Here is a 21,232-nt window from a genome sequence, read left to right on the forward strand (position 1 = left end):
ATCTATTAAAATTTTAAAGACTAAGAATAGTCTTTCCAATTAGCGTAATATATGGTAAATTTCTTGTAACGCCTATGCAAATAGGGTATAATACATATTGGTGTATAGTAAACGTGAATTCGGATTATGAAAGGACATTCTTATGAGTAAGCCACAACAAACAATAAAAAAGGCTGTTTCATATCAAGGGATTGGCCTTCATAGCGGTGAACCAGTACATATGGTTTTTAAGCCTGCACCTGAAGATACAGGAATTGTGTTTGTCCGCACGGACATTGAAGGGCATCCTTCTGTGCGAGCACACATTGATAATGTGACGAACACTATGCGCGCTACCACGCTGGAAAATGGTGAAGCAAAGGTATTTACTGTTGAACATGTGATGGCAGCGTTCAGTGCTATGAATATTGATAACTGTTATATTGAAATGGATTCTCCAGAACCTCCTGTAGGTGATGGTAGTAGTGCTATTTTTGTCAATCTTATTGAAGAGGCTGGCATTGAAGAACAAATAGCATCGCGTCATATATACAAAGTGACTCGATCTCATGCTGTTTATGATGGGGATCGTTTTATTGTGATTTTGCCATATGATGGCTATCGCATGACTTTTACATCAATTAACAGCCATCCGTTGCTTGGTACGCAACAATGTGATTTTGAAGTATCGCCTGAGTATTTCAAAGCACACATTGGATCGGCTAGGACTATCGGATTTATGAAGGAATTGGAACAATTACAGGCCATGGGGCTTGCAAAAGGCGGTAGCCTAGATAATGCATTAGTCTATGATGATGAGAAATGTCTATCTATACCACGCTTTGAGGATGAATTAGTTCGCCATAAAGCATTAGATGTTATAGGGGATTTATTCTTGTTAGGACCGATTGAAGGCCATGTAATTGCTTTGAAATCGAGTCATGAATTAAATTCAAGATTGGCTCGCAGTATAATGGAAGAAATAAGGGAGACACAGCCATGATTCTTAATCACGAAGATATTTTAGAAATTTTACCTCATCGTTACCCAATGCTTTTGGTTGATCGCATTGTTGAGTTAGAACCTATGAAACGTGCTGTGGGTATTAAAAATGCTACATTCAACGAATTGTTCTTCCAAGGTCACTTTCCAGGGAACCCAGTTATGCCAGGTGTATTATTGACTGAAGCTATTGCTCAAGTCGGTGGTATTGCATTATTGTACCCTGAGGAAAATCGTGGTCTTACTCCTATGTTTACAGGTATTGATAAAGTGCGTTTCCGCCATCCTGTAAAACCTGGCGATCAAGTTCGCATGGAGGTAGATATTGTTAAAATTAAAGGTAAAATGGGCAAGGTTGAAGGCCGTGCCTATGTTGGCGACAAATTGTGCGCTAGCGGTGAATACATGTTTGCCCTTGTATAATAGAATGAGGAGTGATTGTAGTGATAGTTGTAGGCATGGAAAATGCGGAATCCAACATCCATAGTACAGCCATAGTCCATCCAAATGCTAAATTGGGCAAAGATGTAATCGTAGGTCCTGGCGCTGTTATCGGCGAACATGTCGAGATTGGCGATGGCACACAAATCGGTGCACATGTTGTAATTGGTGGTTGGACAACCATTGGTAAGCGTTGTGAAATTTATCCTAACGCATCTATTGGGTTGGAACCGCAAGATTTAAAATTTAAAGGCGAAAAAAGCTATTGTAATATTGGCGATGAAACGGTTATTCGTGAATTCGTAACTATTAGCCGCGCTACTGGTGAAGGTGAAGAAACACGTGTAGGCAATAATTGTTTACTTCAAGCCTGTACACATGTGGCTCATAACTGTATCGTTGGTAATAATGTAATAATGAGTAATTGTGCTGGTCTTGCAGGGCACGCTATCGTTGAAGATCGCGTTGTTATTGGTGGCCTTGCAGGTATTCATCAATTTGTTAAAATCGGTCGTAATGCAATGGTTGGCGGGATGGCTAAGGTGGTACAAGATATCCCACCTTACGTAATTGCTGATGGTCAACCGGCACGTGTTATCGGGCTAAACTCTGTAGGCTTATCTCGTGCAGGAATTTCCGAAGATGTACGACGTGATTTGAAACAGGCATTTCGTATTATTTATCGTTCTGGATTCAGTTTATCTAAGGCGATTGAAGAAATGGAATTACAATTGGATTCTTCCGTAGAAATTGAAAATTTATTACGCTTCCTACGCAATGCTGATAGGGGAATTATGCGTACTCGTCGCGACTAATTATGAGGACCTCGTACAATGTACGAGGTCTTTTTGTGTGCATTATCACTAGTTGAGTTTTATATCAATGATTAATTTACATTATATTTTTATATTTATAGAAAAGTTTTGATAGATATAATCGTAGATTTTTTAGTGCTTAAAAGGAATAAGGGAATTATAATAAAATGATGAAGAAAAGGGCATAAACCATGGCTTTTTAATGGTAAAAAGTAGCTATTTATAGTACAATATATTGTATATGATTATGTCTATTTTTAGGCCTTTTCATAGGGAACTTGAAATTACTAATTGATATATAGGCCGTGAGGCCATCTAGGAGGTATAGTCTTGGCAAAGGTAGGATTAATTGCGGGCATAGGTGTTTTGCCTGTAGAATTCATGCGTGCCGCTCATGTATTGGGCCACGAGGTGGTTGTTATCGGTGTAGTACCTGATATAGACCCGGCTCTAAAGGCTGAGGCTGATGCTTTCTACGATATTGGTGTTGCTAAACTAGGTAAAATCTTCAAAACCTTGAAAAAAGAAGAGGTTGAAGAGTTAACCATGCTTGGGAAAGTTACTAAAGAGATTCTTTTTAAAGGTCTTACGTTTCCTGATTTAAAAACATTAGGTGTTTTAAAGCGTCTTAAAAATCGTAAAGATGATACGATTATGCTTGCCATCGTTGATGAAATAGAGCGAGAAGGCTTTAAAGTATTAGATCAAACCGTATACTTAAAACCATTTATGCCAAAGGTTGGAGTGCTTTCAAAAGCACAACCTACAGATGAGCAATGGGCTGATATTTGTTTTGGTTTTGAACTAGCTAAACAAATGGGTGCCCTTGATATAGGTCAAACTGTTGTTGTTAAGCATAAGGCGGCCATGGCTATTGAAGCTATTGAAGGTACTGATAAGTGTATTTTACGAGGTGGCGAGCTCGGCCGTGGGGATGCGGTTGTCGTTAAAACCGAAAAACCAAATCAAGATGTACGCTTTGATGTGCCGGCAGTAGGCATAAAAACGCTCATGTCTATGATTGATAGTGGTTGTAAGGTACTAGCTGTAGAAGCGGAAAAGACTATTTTCGTACAACAACAAGACGTGCTTGATATGGCAGATCGTCATGGTATTGTTATCTGTGCTGTTGACCAAGAATTTGTAAATTCCAGAAAGGATGCATAATGAAAGTCATGTTTTCCGCCGGTGAAGCTTCCGGCGATACTCATGCGGCAAGTGTAGCCAATGCATTGAGAGAAATAGATCCTTCTGTAGAAATGTTTGGTATGGGTGGCACCTTGATGGAGCGTGCTGGTGTTCGTATCGTGTATGATATTAAGAATCTTGGTGTCATTGGTATTGTAGAGATTGTGAAATCATTGCCAAAATTCTTTAAGTTGCGCACGTATTTGAAACGCGTCATGATGAAGGAGAAACCGGATATTCTCGTTTGTGTAGATTACCCAGGTTTTAATATGAAATTAGCTGCGGTGGCTCATGAACTGGAGATTCCTGTTTTGTATTATATTGCTCCAACGATTTGGGCATGGCATAGTAGTCGAGGTAATACAATCCGTAAGTATGTAACTAAGGTAGCATCTATCTTTCCATTTGAAGCTGAAGCATATCGCAAGTATAAATGTAATGTAGATTTTGTAGGGCATCCTTTACTCGACATCGTACATCCTACGATGACTAAGGATGCGGCCGAAGCATACTTCGGGGCTCGCAAAGAGGCTAAAAAGGTATTGCTCATGCCAGGCAGTCGTAAACAAGAGGTTTTATCCTTACTTGATACGATGTTAAAAAGTGGTGAGCAATTGATGGCGAAGCATGAAGATATTCAATTCTTCTTGCCGCGAGCACATACAATTGATCGAAGTGAGCTAGAAGCGTTTATCGATGCTCATAAGGTTCCTGTTACGATTACGGAAGACCATACATATGACTTGATGCAGATTTGTGATGTGTGCCTTGCTGCATCAGGAACGGCTACATTAGAAACGGCGATGATGGAATTGCCAACGGTATTATTGTATCGTGTATCTCCAATTACGTATGGTATTGGTAAGATGGTTGTGAATGTAACACATGTGGGCTTGCCTAATATTGTAGCGGGTAAAGAAGTCATTCCCGAATTATTACAAGATGCTGTCACTCCAGACGCAATTGTGTCTTTGGTAGAACCATTGCTCAGCGATGTAGACAAAAATGAAGCTATGCGCAGTGAATTGCGCGAAGTACGTCATAAATTAGGTGAGCCGGGTGCAGTAAAACGGGTAGCACATCTTGTATATAATCTCGGTAAGGAGAAATGTAATGAATAGTTATTCTAGGCTCTTATACTTTGTAAAGCCTTATTATAAGCGAATGCTTTTTGCAGTATTCTGCATGATTGTCGCTGCTGCTGCCTATTTGGTAGTACCTTGGCTAATTAAGAATGTAGTAGACCAAGTATTAGATGAAAAGAATATGTTTATGTTGAACCTTATTGTAGGTGCTATTATACTCATTTTCCTAATTCGTGGCTTTGCTACCTATGGTCAAACTTATAACATGTCCTACATCGGACAGCGCGTGATTATCGATGTACGTGAGGCTATTTTTAATCATCTACAAAAATTAAGCTTATCCTATTTCGATCGTCGTAAGACGGGCGTTATCATGAGTAATCTTACAAATGACGTAGCTGCATTGCAAACGGCCGTGGTAGATAATTTGATTTCTTTTATCACTGAATCTGTAACACTTATCGGTTCCTTGGTGTCCATGCTTCTCATTGACTGGAAATTGACGTTAGTTACTTTTATTACGGTTCCCGTAGTTTTAGTGATTATCAATGTTTTTGGTAAGAAGCTTCGCGTGGCAGGGCATGATGTCCAAGGGCGTGTAGCTGATATTACGGCACTTTTACAAGAGGTAATTAGTGCAGTTCGCGTTGTAAAATCCTTTGCTCGTGAAGATTTTGAGCGTAAGCGCTTTGAAGACGAAAATGATCGCAATTTTAAAGCAGTTATCAAAGCTACTAAATTGACTAGCTTGTTAAGCCCAATGGTTGAGTTTTCTGCGGCAATCGCTGTAGCGGTCATCCTTTGGTACGGTGGTTACTCCGTAGTAACAGGTGCTATTACTGCAGGTTCTTTAATTGCGTTCTTGATTTATGCTATTAACTTGTCAAATCCCGTAAAACGTTTGAGTCAAGTATATGGTAATATTCAAAAGGCGTTGGCTGCTGCCGATCGTGTATTTGAAATTTTAGATACTAAAACAGATGTTGTGGAGAAACCTGATGCTATTACATTGCCTGCTATTACCGGCAATGTGGAGTTTAATGATGTTTCTTTCTCCTATGATGGAGAAAAGACTGCCTTAGAAAATTTTACCTTGTCAGTTAAGGCTGGCGAAAGTGTAGCCCTTGTTGGACCATCTGGTGCAGGCAAGACAACTCTCGCTAACTTACTACCTCGTTTCTATGATGTAACTGGTGGTTCTATTACAATTGATGGTTATGATATAAAAGATGTTACTTTTAAATCTTTGCGTGAACAAATTGGTCTTGTACCACAGGAAACCGTATTATTCAATGCTACAATTAAAGAGAATATCTTGTATGGCCGTTTAGATGCTACTGATGAAGATGTGTATGAAGCGGCTAAAGCGGCTAACGTACTTGAGTTCGTTGAGAAGATGCCTGATGGTCTCGATACAATTGTAGGCGAACGAGGCAGTTCATTATCTGGTGGACAACGTCAACGCGTTGCCATCGCACGCGCTATTTTAAAAGACCCTCGTATTTTAATTCTAGATGAAGCTACATCTGCTTTAGATACGGAGAGTGAAAAACTTGTACAAGAGGCGTTAGATCGCCTTATGAAAGGGCGTACGGCATTTGTTATTGCCCATCGATTGAGCACTGTTCAAAATGCTCATCAAATTGTTGTACTCAATCAAGGCCGCTTGGTAGAGCAGGGGACTCACCAAGAGCTATTAGCTATTGACGGCGGATTGTACAACCATCTTTATTCCGTTCAATTCTCCAATAAAGGATAACCATGTACTGGATATATAACGTATTGCTCATATTCTATTGGATTGGCTTGATTCCGGTTATTTTATACCGACTTGCCTTTGAAGATGGATTTTATGAGCGTATCAAACAGAGTGCAGGCTATATGCCAGCTTCACTATTAAAGAAAATTGAAGGGCGTCGTGCTATTTGGATTCACGCCGCTTCTGTAGGGGAAATTGTGGCTACCAGTCCATTGGTAAAAGAAGTCAAAAAGGAGTTTCCTGAAGCTGTTGTGGTCGTGTCTGTAGTTACTGCTACTGGTCATGCTATGGCTCATCGTATCATTCCTGAAGCCGAAGGAATTATTTTCTTTCCCCTTGATTTACCATATTTAACTCGTAAAATTTTACATATTATTAAGCCGATTACTATTTTACTTGTAGAAACTGAAATCTGGCCAAATTTCTTGCGTATCGCCGAATCGGAAAATATTCCAGTTATGATGGTTAATGGACGCATTTCAGATCGCAGTATGAAACGTTATAAGTATATCAGTGCTTTTACGCGTGAAATGTTACGTTCTATTGAGCGTTTCTGCATGCAGTCCAAATTTGATGCGGCGTATATTGAAAGTTTAGGTGCTCATACACCTGATATTACCGTAACAGGTAATATGAAATACGATCAAACATATGCCACCGTATCATATGAAGAAAAACAAGCTCTTCTCGATGAATTTGGCTTTGGGAATAATCATCCTATCATTATTGCAGGTAGTACTCACAAAGGTGAAGAAGAGGCTATTTTTGAAACTTTCAAGCAAGTATTGAAAGCGTATCCACAAGCTCGTTTATTGATTGCACCTCGTGAGATTTATCGCGGTCATGATGTGCAAAATATTGCAAAGCGTTATGAATTGAGTGCTATTTGTCGTAGCGATATGAAGGAGCCTGTTCACGAAGGCATTCCCGTTGTTGTTTTAGATACCATTGGTGAACTTGGACGACTGTATAGCTTAGGCGATATTATCTTTGTTGGTGGTTCCCTTGTTAAAACTGGAGGCCATAATATTTTGGAACCAGCTGCACATGGTAAGCCAATTTTGGTTGGGCCTCATATGTTTAACTTTAAAGAAATTTTCGCCTTATTAAACTCTCGAAATGCTTGTGAGCAAGTGAAGAATGGAAAAGAGTTAACCGCTATGGTCTTGCGGTTATGTAATGATAGAGACTTGGCTAAAAAGATGGGGCAAAACTGCCTGGATATCATTAAAGAAAATCGTGGTGCTACGCGACGTAATACACAAGAGTTGCGTTTGCTATTTGAGAAACATCAAATTATTCCGTAGTAAGACTAAATTTGTAGATTAGTTTACTGTATTACATAATAGGAGGCGTCACCTATGAGTGGGGAAGCATTATTCAAATCCATCGTTAGTGGTGAAGATCAATCCGTATTAGGTGATATAGCTCGCTCCAGTTTAGGCCTTTTGAGTAAAGGTTATGAGAAAGCTGTATCAATACGCAATGCTCGATTTGATGAGGGTAAAGGCGTTACGAAAGTTATAGTGCCTGTAATCAGCGTTGGCAACATTACGGCTGGTGGTACTGGAAAAACACCGATGGTGCGATTTATTTGTGATGTGCTTACTCAGAAAGGCCTTCATCCTACTGTTCTTAGTCGTGGGTACCGTGCAGAAGATAATAACAAAAATATTATTATTTCTAAAGACGGAACAATGCTTGTAGAGCCATCTATCAGTGGTGATGAGGCTTGGTTACTGGCTAAGGTTTTACAAAAATCCAATGTAATTATTGGACGTGAACGTTCCAAATCTGCAGAAATCGCTATTAATGAGCTAGGTGCCGATTGTCTTATTATGGATGATGGATTTCAACATCGTGCACTAGCAAGAGATATTGATATTGTACTAATTGATGCATCCAATCCGTTTGGCTATGAACATGTGTTACCACGGGGACTATTACGTGAACCCCTTAGTGGTTTACAGCGCGCGGATATTATCGTTCTTACTAAGGTTGATCAAGTAGCACCAGGTATTGTATCCGGCATTCGAAAGCGATTAACTCAGATGATTCCCAATATACCTGTCTATGAAACAACACATAAACCGCAATTTATGTACACCTTAGATGAGTGGGCTAATGGTTTTGTTGGGGCTTCTGTAGATGCTTACAAGGAACAACGCATTATGGCTGTAAGTGGAATCGGAAACCCTCAATCCTTTACACAAACGTTAACTGATGTAGGGTATAACGTTGTTCATACCTTGCCATTTGGAGATCATCATGACTTTTCAAATGATGATGTAGTTGAGATTTGGAAACAAGCATTTGCTCATCAAGCTGATGCTATTTGTATTACAGAAAAGGATGCAGTTAAGTTAAGTCAGTTGCATGCAATTGAAGACTTAAAAATACCGATTCTGGTGCTATCTATAGGGATTGAATTTGTTTCTGGAAAACAAGAATTCATAGAAAATTTAGAGATTTAGTGTATAATAATAAGATACACGAATAACAGAAATGGGGTTTTATCGTGAAGTTTGGATGTGTTATTCCTGCGCGTTATGGTTCTACAAGATTACCAGGCAAACCATTAGCTGATATTGCAGGTAAACCTATGATTGAACGGGTTTATGCAAGGGTATCACAAGCTACAAAGACAGTATGTACAATTGTAGCCACTGATGATAACCGCGTATATTCTGCAGTACAACAGTTTGGGGGAACTGTTATGATGACAGATCCTAATCACCCTACAGGAACGGATCGATTAGCAGAGGTTGCTAGTCATTATACAGACTTAGATGTTGTTATCAATGTCCAAGGTGATGAACCGATGATTGATCCAAATCTTATTGATGACTTGGCACGTCTATTTGAGGAAGATCCAAACTTGCAGATGGCCACAGTAGCTACTCCTTTATTAGAGGAAGAGTACGAGGAGCCATCAGCGGTAAAGGTCATTTTAAATAATCGTAATGATGCGATGTATTTTTCTAGATCTTTAATCCCATATCCTCGTCATGACTTTGTGCGTCCGCCACTAAAACATATTGGCATCTATGCATATCGTAGAGAGTTCTTATTAAACTACGCTAAGATGGAGCCAACTCCGGCGGAGCAAACAGAATCTCTAGAACAATTACGTGCTCTAGAAAACGGTTATACAATTCGTGTTATTCTAACAAATAAACGATTTATCGGTGTTGATACACCTGAAGACTTAGCTCGTGTTAATGCAATTTACGAGCAAGAGGAGAAATAAATGAAAACAGTTCAAATTAAAGATATTACTGTGGGTGGCGGCAAGGGTTTATTTGTCCTTGCAGGTCCATGTGTTATTGAGGACTATGACCGCACATTAGCTATCGGTAAACGAGCAAAAGAGATATGCGAACGTTTAGGTGTTCCTTATATCTTTAAAGCTTCCTTTGATAAAGCTAATCGCTCTAGCTTTAACTCCTTCCGTGGACCAGGTCTTGAGGAAGGGTTAAAAATGCTTGCTTCTATTAAGAAGGAACTCAATGTACCTGTTGTCAGTGACATTCACTCTATCGAGCAAATTGAACCTGCAGCTGAAGTATTAGATATTCTACAAATTCCAGCTTTTTTATGCCGTCAAACTGATCTTGTTTACGGCGCTGCTAAAACTGGTAAATGCGTAAATGTTAAAAAAGGTCAATTCATGGCTCCTAAGGACATGGAAAATGTTCTTAATAAAATGAAAGAAACAGGTAATGAAAATCTTATGCTTACCGAACGTGGTTTTAGCTTTGGTTATAATAATCTCGTAGTTGACATGAGATCGTTCCCAATTATGCGTTCTTTCGACTATCCAGTAATCTTTGATGCTACTCATAGCGTTCAATTACCAGGTGGTGCAGGGACTAAATCTAGTGGTAACCGTGAATTTGTACCAAATTTGGCGCGTGCGGCTGTGGCTAGTGGTGTAGATGGGCTATTCTTTGAAGTGCACGATAATCCTGAGGAAGCATTATCTGATGGTCCTAATATGTTGTATTTAGATCAATTCGAAGATGTGCTTCGTGATTTAGTAGCTATTGATAAAATCGTAAAAGGTTAGGGGCGGTATTTGTGACTATTTTAGAACAAGCGGCACAGGTGCTTCATGAGGAAGCTCGTGCTATTGAAGAATTAAGTTCTCGTTTGGATCACAATTTTGTAAATGCTGTAAATATGATTTTGGCTTGTAAGGGCCGTGTAGTATGTACAGGAATGGGAAAATCTGGTCATATTGGTCGTAAAATTGCGGCTACCTTGGCTAGTACAGGGACACCGGCACTTTTTATGCATCCTGGTGAAGGCGTGCATGGTGATCTTGGTATGATTACTGAAGATGATGTAGTGTTAGCCTTTTCTAATAGTGGTGAAACAGGAGAAATTATTAGTATTTTGCCGTCTCTGCGCCGCATAGGGGCTAAATTAATCTGTGTTGTAGGGAAACCAGAGTCTACATTAGCAAAAAATTCTGATATTGTATTGTTGGCAGAGGTAGAACGAGAAGCTTGCCCATTAGGTTTAGCACCTACTACAAGTACTACTGTTGCCCTAGCACTAGGTGATGCGTTAGCAGTATGTTTATTGGAACGCCATCATTTTACTCCAGAAAACTTTGCTGTATTCCATCCAGGTGGTTCCTTAGGTCGCAAATTATTGTTGACTGTAGAAAATATCATGCATGGTGGCGAGGATAATCCAACAGTATTTAAAGGGGCTACCGTTCGTGATGCACTTTTTGTAATGACAGAAAAAGGGTTAGGTGCTACAAATGTTATTGATGAAGAAGGACATTTGTTAGGTCTAGTGACTGATGGTGATGTTCGACGTGGACTTGATTCTGGCAGCAATTTTTTAGAATGGCCCGTAGAGGATATGATGACGTCTATGCCGCGTACGATTACAAAGGATAAATTGGCCGCAGAAGCGCTTCATTTGATGGAGAAAAATCAACCTCGCCCTATCACCGTATTACCTGTGGTTGATACTAATAATGTATGTCTTGGCATTGTTCACATTACCGATTTATTGCGTAGAGGCATTGTATAATGAATATTCAATGGATTGTTCTCGATGTTGATGGAGTTTTATCAGATGGCACTCTAATTTATACATCGACTGGAGAAGAGCTCAAAGCCTTTTCTGTAAAAGATGGTTTAGGCTTGACTGCGGCTCGTAAATCAGGGATAAAGCTAGCAATTATTACGGCTCGTGTATCTCCGATGGTAGAGCGCCGTGCGAAGGAGTTGCATTTTGATGAACTTCTTATGGGGCATGCTAATAAAACTGAAGCATTAAGAACTCTTTGTAAAAAACATCAAATCGACTTAGACTCGATTGCTTACATGGGGGATGATCTTAATGATTTAGGAGCTCTTCAACTCGTAGGTTTGCCGATGGCACCAAATAATGCGGTATTAGAGGTTAAATCAATAGCTAAATTTATTTCTACCGTCAATGGTGGACATGGTGCTGTTAGAGAGGCTGTAGAATATATCTTGAAGAATCAAGGTTTATGGGATTCTGTTGTTGCAGATTATGCGCAAGAGGCCCATGCTCATGGACAATAAAGGAGGTGGGCAGAATGAATAACGAATGGCAATACCATTTAGTTAAAGGCATTAGTTGGCTTGTTTGTCGACTACCATACAAGCTCATTTTGCTCATAGGCGCTTGTTTAGGTCCTGTATATGGGCTAATAGCGAAGAAGCAAAAGCTTAGAGGCATAAATAATATTAAAATTGGTATGAATATGAACGATCAAGAGGCGGAACAATTAATTAATAAGTTGTTCAAGAATCTTGGTCGAAGTGTTATGGAAGTATTATACATGCCAAACCTGACGAAATCCTTTATCAATAAACACATAGAGATGCGTGGTGTTGAACATTTAGAAAAGGCCATTGCTGAAGATAAGGGAGTTATCGTTCTTACTGGCCATGTAGGCAACTGGGAATGGATGGGGGCTGCTATGGCAGCTCATGGATATCCTTCCACTACAATTGTTAAGAAACAACCTAATGCTCAATTCACACGCCTTATGAATGAATATCGTGAGATGGTGGGGCTTGACGTATTTGCTAGTGGTGGCAACGAAATCGTTTCTGCTGCTAAGGCTTTAAAAAAGAAAAAACTACTTGGATTCTTAGCTGACCAAGATGGATATATAAATGGTTTACCAGTTCCGTTTTTGGGACAAGATTCATCAGCTGTTATGGGACCAGCAACATTTGCAAAGAAATTTGGCTCTCCTGTAGTACCTATTTTTGCATCTCGTAAGCCTGAAGGAGGACATATCGTTCATATCTTGCCAGCATTACATTATGAGGAAACTGGCGATGAAGATGTTGATATGTATCGTCTAACTGAAGCCTGTGTACGTGTTACGGAAGAATTTATTCGTGAACATCCAGATGAGTGGCTTTGGTTCCAACACCGTTGGATGACTAAGATGGATCAAATTATTGATTACGATAAGAAGATAGCTATACGGGAGAGAGCGCATGAAAAACAATAAAAAGTTAATTGCCATTGTGGTCGCTATAGTATTAGCTCTAATCGGTCTTATTGTATTTATTATGAAAGACTCTAATGAGGCTAATTCCACTCAAAATCAAAGTGGACAACTCGTTAATTTCCAAGGTGCGGACTTGCAAGAGGAAAAAGATGGCAAGCTAGTATGGGCATTATCGGCTGAGAAGATTGAATATGACCCGCGTACAAAAGCTATCGTTCTGACCAATTTGAAAGGTCTGTTCTATCAAGATGATGTGACTACTACGATTACAGCGCCTCATGCTGTCCTGACGGGCGATCGAAATTCTCTTGATATTGATCAAGGCGTTACTGCTACTAATACGGAAGGTGCAGAATTTAAAACTGAGGCCCTTCATTTTGATAACAAAACGAAAACATTGACATCTAAAACGGCTTTCACTTATAACAGTAAGGATGTAACCCTCACAGGGGACAAGCTTGAGGGCAATATGTCTTTAAAAATTATTAAAGCCATTGGACATGCGAAATTAACAAAGAAGTAATTGAGAGGAAATATGATGAATAAGAAAAAACAGATTGGTATGGCTATATTAGCTGTACTCATGACTGCATCTGTTACAGTTTGGGCTGCAAATGATCCGTTGACTATCAGCGCTGATACATTGTCTTATGATGGCAATTCAGGTCGTGCAGATGCAACAGGTAATGTTGTTATTACCCAAGCGGATAAAACTATGACTGGTGCCAAGGGTTGGTACAATACAAAAACTCAAGAAGCAAATCTTGATGGTGGTGTATCTATGATTGGTTCTGATATGGCCATGTCTGCTCAAGCGGTTCACAGTTACAATAATAATAAATTCACTGCTAATGGTAGCGTTCATTTACAACGTGCTGATCGCCAAATCTTTGGTGACAGTGTTGAGTATAATACTGACTCTGAATACGGTCTTGTTACAGGCAATGCCCGTTTGATTGCTGAAGGGACAACCTTAACCGGTGATAAGGTAGAAGGATGGATGAAGGAAGTTCGTGCTGTAGCGCAAGGTAATGTTACTTTCTCTAATCCCGAACGAAACGTGTCTGGTTCTGCTGACCGAGCTACATATACACAAACGCCAAACCAAAATGATGGAGTGGTACTCTTATCTGGTTCTGCGCATGCCGTTCAAAATGGTAATGTACTGAATGCACCGGAACTGAAAATTCGTTTAGCTGATGATTCTGCTGAAACATTAGGTGGACGTAGTACACTCGTCATTGTTCCGAATAAATAAGGATAATATATGTATATAGAAACCAAAAACTTAGTTAAAACCTTTAGCGGACGCAATGTGGTAGATGGTGTAAGTCTACGCGTTGATAAAGGCCAAGTTGTAGGTCTATTAGGGCCTAATGGGGCCGGTAAAACTACGTCATTTTATATGATTGTAGGCATTGAAAGACCAAGTTCTGGTATCATTACCGTTGATGGCAAGGATATAACAAATATTCCTATGTATAAGCGGGCGGCTGAAGGTATTGGATACTTACCGCAAGAGGCATCAATCTTTCGTTCCATGTCTGTAGAGGACAATATTCGTGCCATGCTACAGACTACGGCAAAAAAGCCTGATGAGATTGAAGCTATCGTGGAATCATTGATTGAAGAATTTCATATTGGACATGTCCGTGACCGTATGGGGATGCAATTATCTGGTGGTGAACGACGCCGTGTAGAAATTGCGCGTTGCCTCGCCTTAGAACCTAATTTCATCCTTCTTGATGAACCTTTTGCAGGTGTCGATCCAATTGCGGTTGCTGATATTCAGCAAATTATCTTACACGTTAAGAACCGCGGTATTGGTATCTTGATTACAGACCATAATGTTCGCGAAACATTGGGGATTGTAGATAAGGCTTATATTTTGAGTAATGGTAAAATCCTCCTAGAGGGTACCCCTGATGAAATTGCGAATGATCCAATCGCTCGTGAACATTATTTAGGGGATAACTTTAAATTATAGGAGGGGCTATGCGATTATTAGATAAATATATTTTAAAAGCTTTTGTAGGCCCATTCCTATTTGGTGTTTTTGCTTTTACTAGTATTTTTATTGGTACAGGCACATTGTTTAGGATTGCTCAATATATTACTGAATATGGAGCACCATTGTTGCTTGTTATGCAAGCATTTGTCTTGGCTTTACCAAGTATTGTTATCTTGACATTCCCGATGTCGGTTTTATTGGCTTCTCTTATGACCTTTAGTCGTTTGAGTAGCACTAGTGAAATCGTTGTTATGCGTGCTGGTGGTCTAAGCTTTTTACGCTTGGCCATGCCTGTATATATTATTGCCCTCATTATTTCCATTGGGGCAGTAGCATTTAATGAATTTGTTGTACCTCGTACAAATCATATGTATCAAACGATTGTGCGCGAACAAATTATGAAAAATGCATCACCTCAAACACAAAATCATATTGTGTTAAAAACGATGAATGGTGATGAGCTAGGCACATTGATGTATGCTAAGAGCTATGATGCTGAAACCAAACAGTTGTCCATGATTACGGTTCAACAATTTGGGGAGGGCGGCAAGTTACAACAGGTTGAAAATGCTGATACAGCTATCTGGAATGGTCAATATTGGGTGATGCAGAATGGTATCATCTATGATTTATCAGCTGGTAATGGTGTTGAACGTACCATGAAATTTAAGGAGCAATCCTTGCCGATTAAGTCTGCCCCAAAAGATATTCAACAAGATCAACGTAAACCTGAGGAATTAACGATTAAGGAGTTACGTCATCAAATCAGAGCTTATAAGGCTGCTTATACTAATGCTAATAAACTTGAAATGGAAATGTACCAACGTTTTACAATTCCGTTGGCAAGTTTTGTATTTGCTCTTGTAGGTGCACCTTTAGGCCTTCAAAAACAACGTTCTAGTTCATCTATCGGCTTTGGTATTAGTATTCTTATCATCTTTATTTATTATGGGGTGATGACCTTTGCTGGTGCCTTAGGGAAAGGTGGAGCATTGCCAACCGTATTAGCTGCATTAATACCGGATACATTAGGTATTATTGCAGGGTTGTATTTGAATTGGCGCGTATCGAAATAACAGATTGTATTCTTAGGAGAAAGGAGGGACATGATGTTAGTAGGTGTCAAAATCTTAATAATTATCGCTCTTATGGGTGGTCTCATTGCTTACATGGGGGATAAGCTAGGCACTAAAATTGGTAAACGTCGTATGTCCCTCTTTGGATTACGACCTAAGCACACATCTATTATAGTTACTATTGTGACAGGCCTTTTGGTTGCAGCAGCTACAGTTGGGGTATTAACCTTTACGTCTCAAAGTGTGCGAACCGCATTGTTCGGTATGGATCAGTTGCGAGCTGATATGAAGCAGCTGAATAATGAGGTTGCTGCAAAGACGCAAGAACTGATTCGTGGGCAGGCTTTGTTAGAACAAAATAAACAAGAGCTTGAAGAACGGATGGCTGAGATCGAACAAATTCGCCGTGAAGTAGAGGCTACAAAAGCTGAATTGGCGAGTGCACAAGCTGCTAAAGACGCAACAGAAGCCGAATTGGCATCTTTACAAGCCTCTTATGCAGAGGTGTCTCAAAAGGTAGCTGAGCTTGAAGCAACACGTGCTAAGATGGAAGCGCATATTAAGAATCTACAAAATACACAAGAACAATTGCAGAATGGCATCATTCATTTACGGGAAGGAACCATTCTCTTCCAAGTAGATCAGCTATTAGCACAAGCTGTTGTACGACCTGGTTTAAGTGAAGAAGATAGTAATAATGCTATTAAACATATTATCGATGATACAAATAAACTTGTTTTACGTCGCTTAGGTATAGAAGATAATGGTCAATCCGTTGTGTATGTAGATCGACAAAATGTTGAGGTAGCTACTCAAAAGCTAATCAATTCCAAGACTCCTATGGTGGTTCAAGTTGTGGCAGCCGGAAATATTATTTCAGGTGAACCTGCAGTTGCAGTTATTCAAGTATATCCACAACAATTTATCTATAAAAATGGAGAGGTAATTCACTCTACAGTAATTGATGGGGGTACTAATGCTCAATCGTCTATGCTTCAATTCTTGAAACAAGTAAACGAGCGTGCTAAGGCAAAGGGGATTATTCCTGATTCCTTATCAGGTGATATTGGAACGATACCTGGTGATGATTTGTTTACAGCAATTAAGAGAATAAGCACTATGCGTGGTAAGGTTCATGTGGAAGCTTATAGTGATGGCGACACATATTCATCTGGTCCTGTTCACCTCAAGTTGCGTATTACTCAAATGCCAGATTTCAATGATAAGGCAAAAATGCAAACTAATTAATATGATGAAGGTATGCTGTTTTCATACATTATAAAAGAAGGTCTTATGTAATTTTCAACATAAGACCTTCTTTTTATGTTAAAATATAACTACTGTACTTACAAAGGGGATAATCAAATGACTGAAAATACATATATTTTAGCAGTGGATCCAGGAAATGAGAAAACTGGCGTAGCTATACTCTCACCTTTCGGTGAGATGATATGCCGTAAAATTATTTCCTCAAAGACCTTCAATGATGATATTGAACGTGTTTTAACTGAATATTATGGTATCGTTCATATTGTTTGTGGCAATGGCACGAATCATAAGCATTTGTATCCTTCTCTTCAACAAATTGGACGCAATCACAAAATTACAACTAGTTTAATAGACGAATCTCACAGTACGGAGGAGGCTCGTAAATTATATTGGCAATATAATCCTCCTACAGGGTGGCGAAAGATTATTCCTACATCTATGCAATTTCCACCAGAACCTGTAGATGATTTGACTGCTCTCGTTATTGGTTTGCGTTATACGAAGCAATTAGCTCAAAATGAACTAGCTGCTAAAGAAGATACTGTGGACGCAAACGAGTTAGAAGAAAAGCGATTACATGCTATGGAACAGTTATACGGAAAAGGAGAAGCTCATGACAAGTGAAACTTCAACGCGTAACTGGTCAAACCTTATTATGCGTTGTGTAATGATGATTCTAGGCGCCCTGATATATACGATGGGCTTAGATTTATTTTTAGTACCAAATAGCATCATCGACGGTGGTATAGTTGGTATCTCTTTGATGGCTGCGGAACTATCAGGTATTTCTTTTAGCATTTTCGTAGTACTTTTCAACTTACCTTTTTTATATTTAGGCTATAAAGTAATTGGTAAAGGATTTACCTTGTCTACTTTGTTCTCTATTATATGGATGGCAATATTTTCTAACATTGCACACCGCTTTACACCTATTACAACTGACCCATTTTTAGGGGCAATCTTTGGTGGTATAATCTTAGGTATTGGGGTAGGGCTAATTATTCGTAATGGTGGCTCATTAGATGGATCTGAAATTGTAGCTATTATCTTTGATAAACGGTCCACCTTTTCTGTAGGCGAAATTGTAATGGCCATGAATTTAGTTATTCTTGGAGCAGCGGGCTTTGTATATAGTTGGAATAGTGCCATGTATTCCTTAATTGCTTATTTTATTGCTTATAAGATGATTGATGTGACCATCACTGGACTTGAAGAATCTAAAGGGGTTATGATTATTACCGATGCAGATAATTCGAAGATTATTGCTGATGCATTAAATGCTAATCTTAATCGTGGTGTTACTATTATGTACGGAGAAGGTGGGTATTTAAAACAACCGAAACATGTATTATATTCTGTAGTAACGCGGCTAGAAATTACAAGATTAAAGGATACCGTTTATAAAGTAGATCCTACAGCATTTATTACGATCCAAGACGTACATGATGTCTTTGGTGGGAGATTTACGAAAGGTGGTCATTAAGAGGAAACTATGAGTAATAAGTTAGGTAATACAATAGTAAAAGAAATATTAGATTGGATTTATGCTATTGCATTGGCATTAATCATTGCTATGGTAATTCATATTTTCTTGATTCAACCTACTAGAGTGTCTGGGGAATCAATGGATGATACATTACACAATGGACAATATTTGATTGTTACCAAATGGCATCATATTATGAATGATATGCCCGAATATGGACAAATCGTTATTATTGATAGTCGTGTTAATCGTGTTCGTACATGGGTGGATGATGTAAAAGAACCACTGATGAACTATACATCTGTTTTTAATAAATCCGCTCAAACAAATGATGTATGGGTAAAACGTGTAATAGGTAGACCTGGTGACGTACTAGAGTTTAAAGATGGTTATGTATGGCGTAATGGAGAAAAATTACAAGAACCATATACAAAAGATACAAAAATGAATTATACTCGGTCTACACCTGTAACAGTTCCTGAAGGTCATGTATTTGTGATGGGGGATAATCGCAATCATTCTAGTGATAGTCGTTTTATCGGCCCAGTTCCTGTTGATCATATTCTAGGATTTGTTTCTTACGCAATTTAATAATCGTGAAAGCCTATCTACGATAAATTTCATCGTAGATAGGCTTTTTATAAGTTAAGAAGGATTAAGTTATGTTGTATCTTGTGAAATGTATACTAAATAAAATTTAGCAAGACGGCTAGGTCGAATCTAAATATATCACTTAGTAATCTTATAGAAAATAAACAATTCAAACAAATGAATTAATATAAATTATAAGTATAGATAAATTTAATAAGTGATAATTATTAAATTTGTGGCTGTAGATAATAAAATTATCTATTTTTTTAGACTGTAAAATGAAATTTTGTAAAATTAAATTTTTAAAAATGCAGTAATAATCTATGTTTTTGGTATAATTTTTATTCATGAAAGAAATTTCATAAAATTTAGTTGTGTAAAATGCTTTACAAAGTTTTGGGGTGGTGGTATATTCACATCAACAGAAAGGCTACGCTACAAAGAAGTGGAGCTAAGATAGATAATTTAGTTGAGGAAACATGGACACTCCTAATACATCTTTCATAGTGATACTACTTATGTAGTGAACGTCTTCTGCAAATATAAATTCTTATTTATAAGAAAGAAGGAATTCATTATGAAAAAACAATTCGCAACAATGTTAGCAGCAACAGCAGTGTTAGGTGTAACAACAGCATTTGCTGCAAATCCATTCTCCGATGTAACTCCAGATAGTTGGGCATACCAAGCAGTATCTCAATTAGCACAATCTGGTATCGTTAATGGTTATCCAGATGGCACTTTCAAAGGCCAAAACAATATCACTCGTTATGAAATGGCTCAAATGGTAGCTAAAGCTATGGCTAACCAAGATCGTGCTAACGCTGAACAACAAGCTATGATTAACCGCTTGGCAGATGAGTTCTCTAACGAGTTGAACAACCTCGGCGTTCGAGTATCTCGCTTAGAAGACCGTGTAGGTAATGTAAAGGTAACTGGTGATGCTCGTATCCGTTATCAAGGTTCTGAAGACAAAGGTGTTTACAAAGCTAATAGTAAATCTTTAACTGACGGCCGTGCACGTGTACAATTCAATGCTAATGTAAATGATAAAACACAAGCAGTTGTTCGTGTAAAAGGTAATTACGAATTTGGTGACTCTACTAAAGGTTCTCAAGCAACAATCGATCGTGCTTACGTAGATCACAAATTTGGTAGCAACGTATCTGCTAAAGCTGGTCGTTTCCAACAAACAATTGGTGGCGGTTTGATGTACGATGATACATTTGATGGTGCACAATTGAACGTAGGTAATGATAAAGTTCAAGTACAAGGTGCGTATGGTTATATGATTGATGGTGCTGCTGATGGCAACTCCAAATCTGATAACCCATCTGTATCCTATGTAGGCTTAAAAGGTAAAGTTGGTAAAGAATCCTCCGTTGGTGGTTTCTACTCCAGATTATCTAGCGGCAACTTGAACCATAATGGTGTAACAGTTAATTCCGATAAACAAGATGTTTACGGTTTCAATGCGGACTTCCGTAAAAATAAATTGTGGGCTGGCGGTGAATGGTTGAAAGCTTCCAACGTAGATAATTCTCAAGCTTGGACAGCAGGTCTTGGCTATGGTAACTACGACATCGCTAAAAAAGGTACATGGGATGTGAAAGGTCAATACTTCAACCAAAAAGCTAATGCACCAATCGTAAGTTCCACTTGGGATCAAGCATATGATTTAACAAATACATCTAATGGTTACAAAGGTTACATGGCTAGCGTAGACTACGCAGTACAAGATAACGTAGGTTTATCCGCAGGTTATGGCTTCAACTCTAAAGACCAAAGCGGTAATGATCTTTCCGATTTCTATCGTGCAGAATTAAATTACAAATTCTAATTCCCTCACAAACAAAAAAAGACTTCTTCGGAAGTCTTTTTTTGTTGCATAAAAGTATTATGAATTATTTTATATATAATAGTATATATATATAGTAAAATGTTTTATAAATACATAATATTAAAAGTAATCGAATAATTTAGTGGTTATCAAGAATTATATCCCTTATA

At 38.6% G+C, this 21,232-nt stretch carries 22 protein-coding genes; all 22 read left to right on the forward strand.

Annotated elements, in window-relative coordinates:
- Positions 1 to 142: 142 nt before the first annotated feature.
- The 22 genes from lpxC (at position 143) to B1A77_RS05965 (ending at position 21,062) form a co-directional block, all read left to right on the forward strand.
- On the forward strand, positions 143 to 982 hold the full coding sequence (lpxC, locus tag B1A77_RS05860; protein WP_004695472.1) for a UDP-3-O-acyl-N-acetylglucosamine deacetylase: 840 nt from the start codon (positions 143 to 145) through the stop codon (positions 980 to 982).
- Positions 979 to 1,404 carry a 3-hydroxyacyl-ACP dehydratase FabZ gene (gene fabZ / locus B1A77_RS05865; protein WP_004695477.1) on the forward strand — a complete coding sequence of 142 codons (426 nt, stop codon included), beginning with the start codon at positions 979 to 981 and terminating at the stop codon, positions 1,402 to 1,404. The genes lpxC and fabZ overlap by 4 nt, the downstream gene beginning before the upstream one ends.
- A gap of 20 nt (positions 1,405 to 1,424) precedes the next feature.
- Complete coding sequence (lpxA, locus tag B1A77_RS05870; RefSeq protein ID WP_004695481.1) at positions 1,425 to 2,237, forward strand: acyl-ACP--UDP-N-acetylglucosamine O-acyltransferase; 813 nt, start codon at positions 1,425 to 1,427, stop codon at positions 2,235 to 2,237.
- Between the two features lie 330 nt (positions 2,238 to 2,567).
- The gene (locus B1A77_RS05875; RefSeq protein ID WP_004695483.1) at positions 2,568 to 3,404 is read left to right on the forward strand and encodes an LpxI family protein; all 837 of its coding nucleotides are present in this window, start codon (positions 2,568 to 2,570) and stop codon (positions 3,402 to 3,404) included.
- Entirely contained in the window at positions 3,404 to 4,546 is a 1,143-nt protein-coding gene (gene lpxB / locus B1A77_RS05880) for a lipid-A-disaccharide synthase (protein ID WP_004695485.1), read from the forward strand. The genes B1A77_RS05875 and lpxB overlap by 1 nt, the downstream gene beginning before the upstream one ends.
- Positions 4,539 to 6,269 (forward strand): ABC transporter ATP-binding protein, encoded by a 1,731-nt coding sequence (locus B1A77_RS05885; RefSeq protein ID WP_004695487.1) that lies wholly within the window; start codon positions 4,539 to 4,541, stop codon positions 6,267 to 6,269. Before lpxB ends, B1A77_RS05885 begins: the two co-directional genes overlap by 8 nt.
- A gap of 2 nt (positions 6,270 to 6,271) precedes the next feature.
- On the forward strand, positions 6,272 to 7,576 hold the full coding sequence (locus tag B1A77_RS05890) for a 3-deoxy-D-manno-octulosonic acid transferase (protein WP_004695490.1): 1,305 nt from the start codon (positions 6,272 to 6,274) through the stop codon (positions 7,574 to 7,576).
- Positions 7,577 to 7,630: 54 nt separating this feature from the next.
- Positions 7,631 to 8,743, forward strand: a complete 1,113-nt coding sequence (gene lpxK, locus B1A77_RS05895) for a tetraacyldisaccharide 4'-kinase (RefSeq protein WP_077708249.1) — start codon at positions 7,631 to 7,633, stop codon at positions 8,741 to 8,743.
- A gap of 44 nt (positions 8,744 to 8,787) precedes the next feature.
- Positions 8,788 to 9,519 (forward strand): 3-deoxy-manno-octulosonate cytidylyltransferase, encoded by a 732-nt coding sequence (gene kdsB / locus B1A77_RS05900; protein ID WP_004695494.1) that lies wholly within the window; start codon positions 8,788 to 8,790, stop codon positions 9,517 to 9,519.
- The gene (gene kdsA, locus B1A77_RS05905; protein ID WP_004695496.1) at positions 9,520 to 10,338 is read left to right on the forward strand and encodes a 3-deoxy-8-phosphooctulonate synthase; all 819 of its coding nucleotides are present in this window, start codon (positions 9,520 to 9,522) and stop codon (positions 10,336 to 10,338) included.
- 11 nt (positions 10,339 to 10,349) lie between these two features.
- Positions 10,350 to 11,321, forward strand: a complete 972-nt coding sequence (locus B1A77_RS05910) for a KpsF/GutQ family sugar-phosphate isomerase (RefSeq protein ID WP_004695498.1) — start codon at positions 10,350 to 10,352, stop codon at positions 11,319 to 11,321.
- The gene (locus B1A77_RS05915) at positions 11,321 to 11,842 is read left to right on the forward strand and encodes a KdsC family phosphatase (RefSeq protein ID WP_008603441.1); all 522 of its coding nucleotides are present in this window, start codon (positions 11,321 to 11,323) and stop codon (positions 11,840 to 11,842) included. Before B1A77_RS05910 ends, B1A77_RS05915 begins: the two co-directional genes overlap by 1 nt.
- 14 nt (positions 11,843 to 11,856) lie before the next feature.
- Complete coding sequence (locus B1A77_RS05920; protein WP_004698446.1) at positions 11,857 to 12,789, forward strand: lysophospholipid acyltransferase family protein; 933 nt, start codon at positions 11,857 to 11,859, stop codon at positions 12,787 to 12,789.
- On the forward strand, positions 12,776 to 13,312 hold the full coding sequence (gene lptC, locus B1A77_RS05925; RefSeq protein ID WP_004698432.1) for an LPS export ABC transporter periplasmic protein LptC: 537 nt from the start codon (positions 12,776 to 12,778) through the stop codon (positions 13,310 to 13,312). The genes B1A77_RS05920 and lptC overlap by 14 nt, the downstream gene beginning before the upstream one ends.
- A gap of 12 nt (positions 13,313 to 13,324) precedes the next feature.
- The gene (locus tag B1A77_RS05930) at positions 13,325 to 14,047 is read left to right on the forward strand and encodes an LptA/OstA family protein (protein WP_008603439.1); all 723 of its coding nucleotides are present in this window, start codon (positions 13,325 to 13,327) and stop codon (positions 14,045 to 14,047) included.
- A 9-nt stretch (positions 14,048 to 14,056) separates the two neighbouring features.
- Positions 14,057 to 14,776, forward strand: a complete 720-nt coding sequence (gene lptB, locus B1A77_RS05935) for an LPS export ABC transporter ATP-binding protein (RefSeq protein ID WP_008603437.1) — start codon at positions 14,057 to 14,059, stop codon at positions 14,774 to 14,776.
- Between the two features lie 8 nt (positions 14,777 to 14,784).
- A complete protein-coding gene (locus B1A77_RS05940) occupies positions 14,785 to 15,876 on the forward strand; it encodes an LptF/LptG family permease (RefSeq protein ID WP_060919875.1) in 1,092 nt (363 codons plus the stop codon).
- A gap of 33 nt (positions 15,877 to 15,909) precedes the next feature.
- Positions 15,910 to 17,124, forward strand: a complete 1,215-nt coding sequence (locus tag B1A77_RS05945; protein ID WP_021147892.1) for a DUF3084 domain-containing protein — start codon at positions 15,910 to 15,912, stop codon at positions 17,122 to 17,124.
- Between the two features lie 117 nt (positions 17,125 to 17,241).
- On the forward strand, positions 17,242 to 17,769 hold the full coding sequence (locus B1A77_RS05950) for a RuvC family protein (RefSeq protein ID WP_077708251.1): 528 nt from the start codon (positions 17,242 to 17,244) through the stop codon (positions 17,767 to 17,769).
- Entirely contained in the window at positions 17,759 to 18,628 is an 870-nt protein-coding gene (locus B1A77_RS05955) for a YitT family protein (protein ID WP_077708253.1), read from the forward strand. The genes B1A77_RS05950 and B1A77_RS05955 overlap by 11 nt, the downstream gene beginning before the upstream one ends.
- A 9-nt stretch (positions 18,629 to 18,637) precedes the next feature.
- A complete protein-coding gene (gene lepB, locus B1A77_RS05960; RefSeq protein ID WP_077708255.1) occupies positions 18,638 to 19,222 on the forward strand; it encodes a signal peptidase I in 585 nt (194 codons plus the stop codon).
- Between the two features lie 577 nt (positions 19,223 to 19,799).
- Positions 19,800 to 21,062 carry an S-layer homology domain-containing protein gene (locus B1A77_RS05965; protein ID WP_012864082.1) on the forward strand — a complete coding sequence of 421 codons (1,263 nt, stop codon included), beginning with the start codon at positions 19,800 to 19,802 and terminating at the stop codon, positions 21,060 to 21,062.
- Positions 21,063 to 21,232: the final 170 nt, after the last annotated feature.

The sequence above is a fragment of the Veillonella parvula genome (assembly GCF_002005185.1).
Taxonomy (GTDB): domain Bacteria; phylum Bacillota; class Negativicutes; order Veillonellales; family Veillonellaceae; genus Veillonella; species Veillonella parvula_M.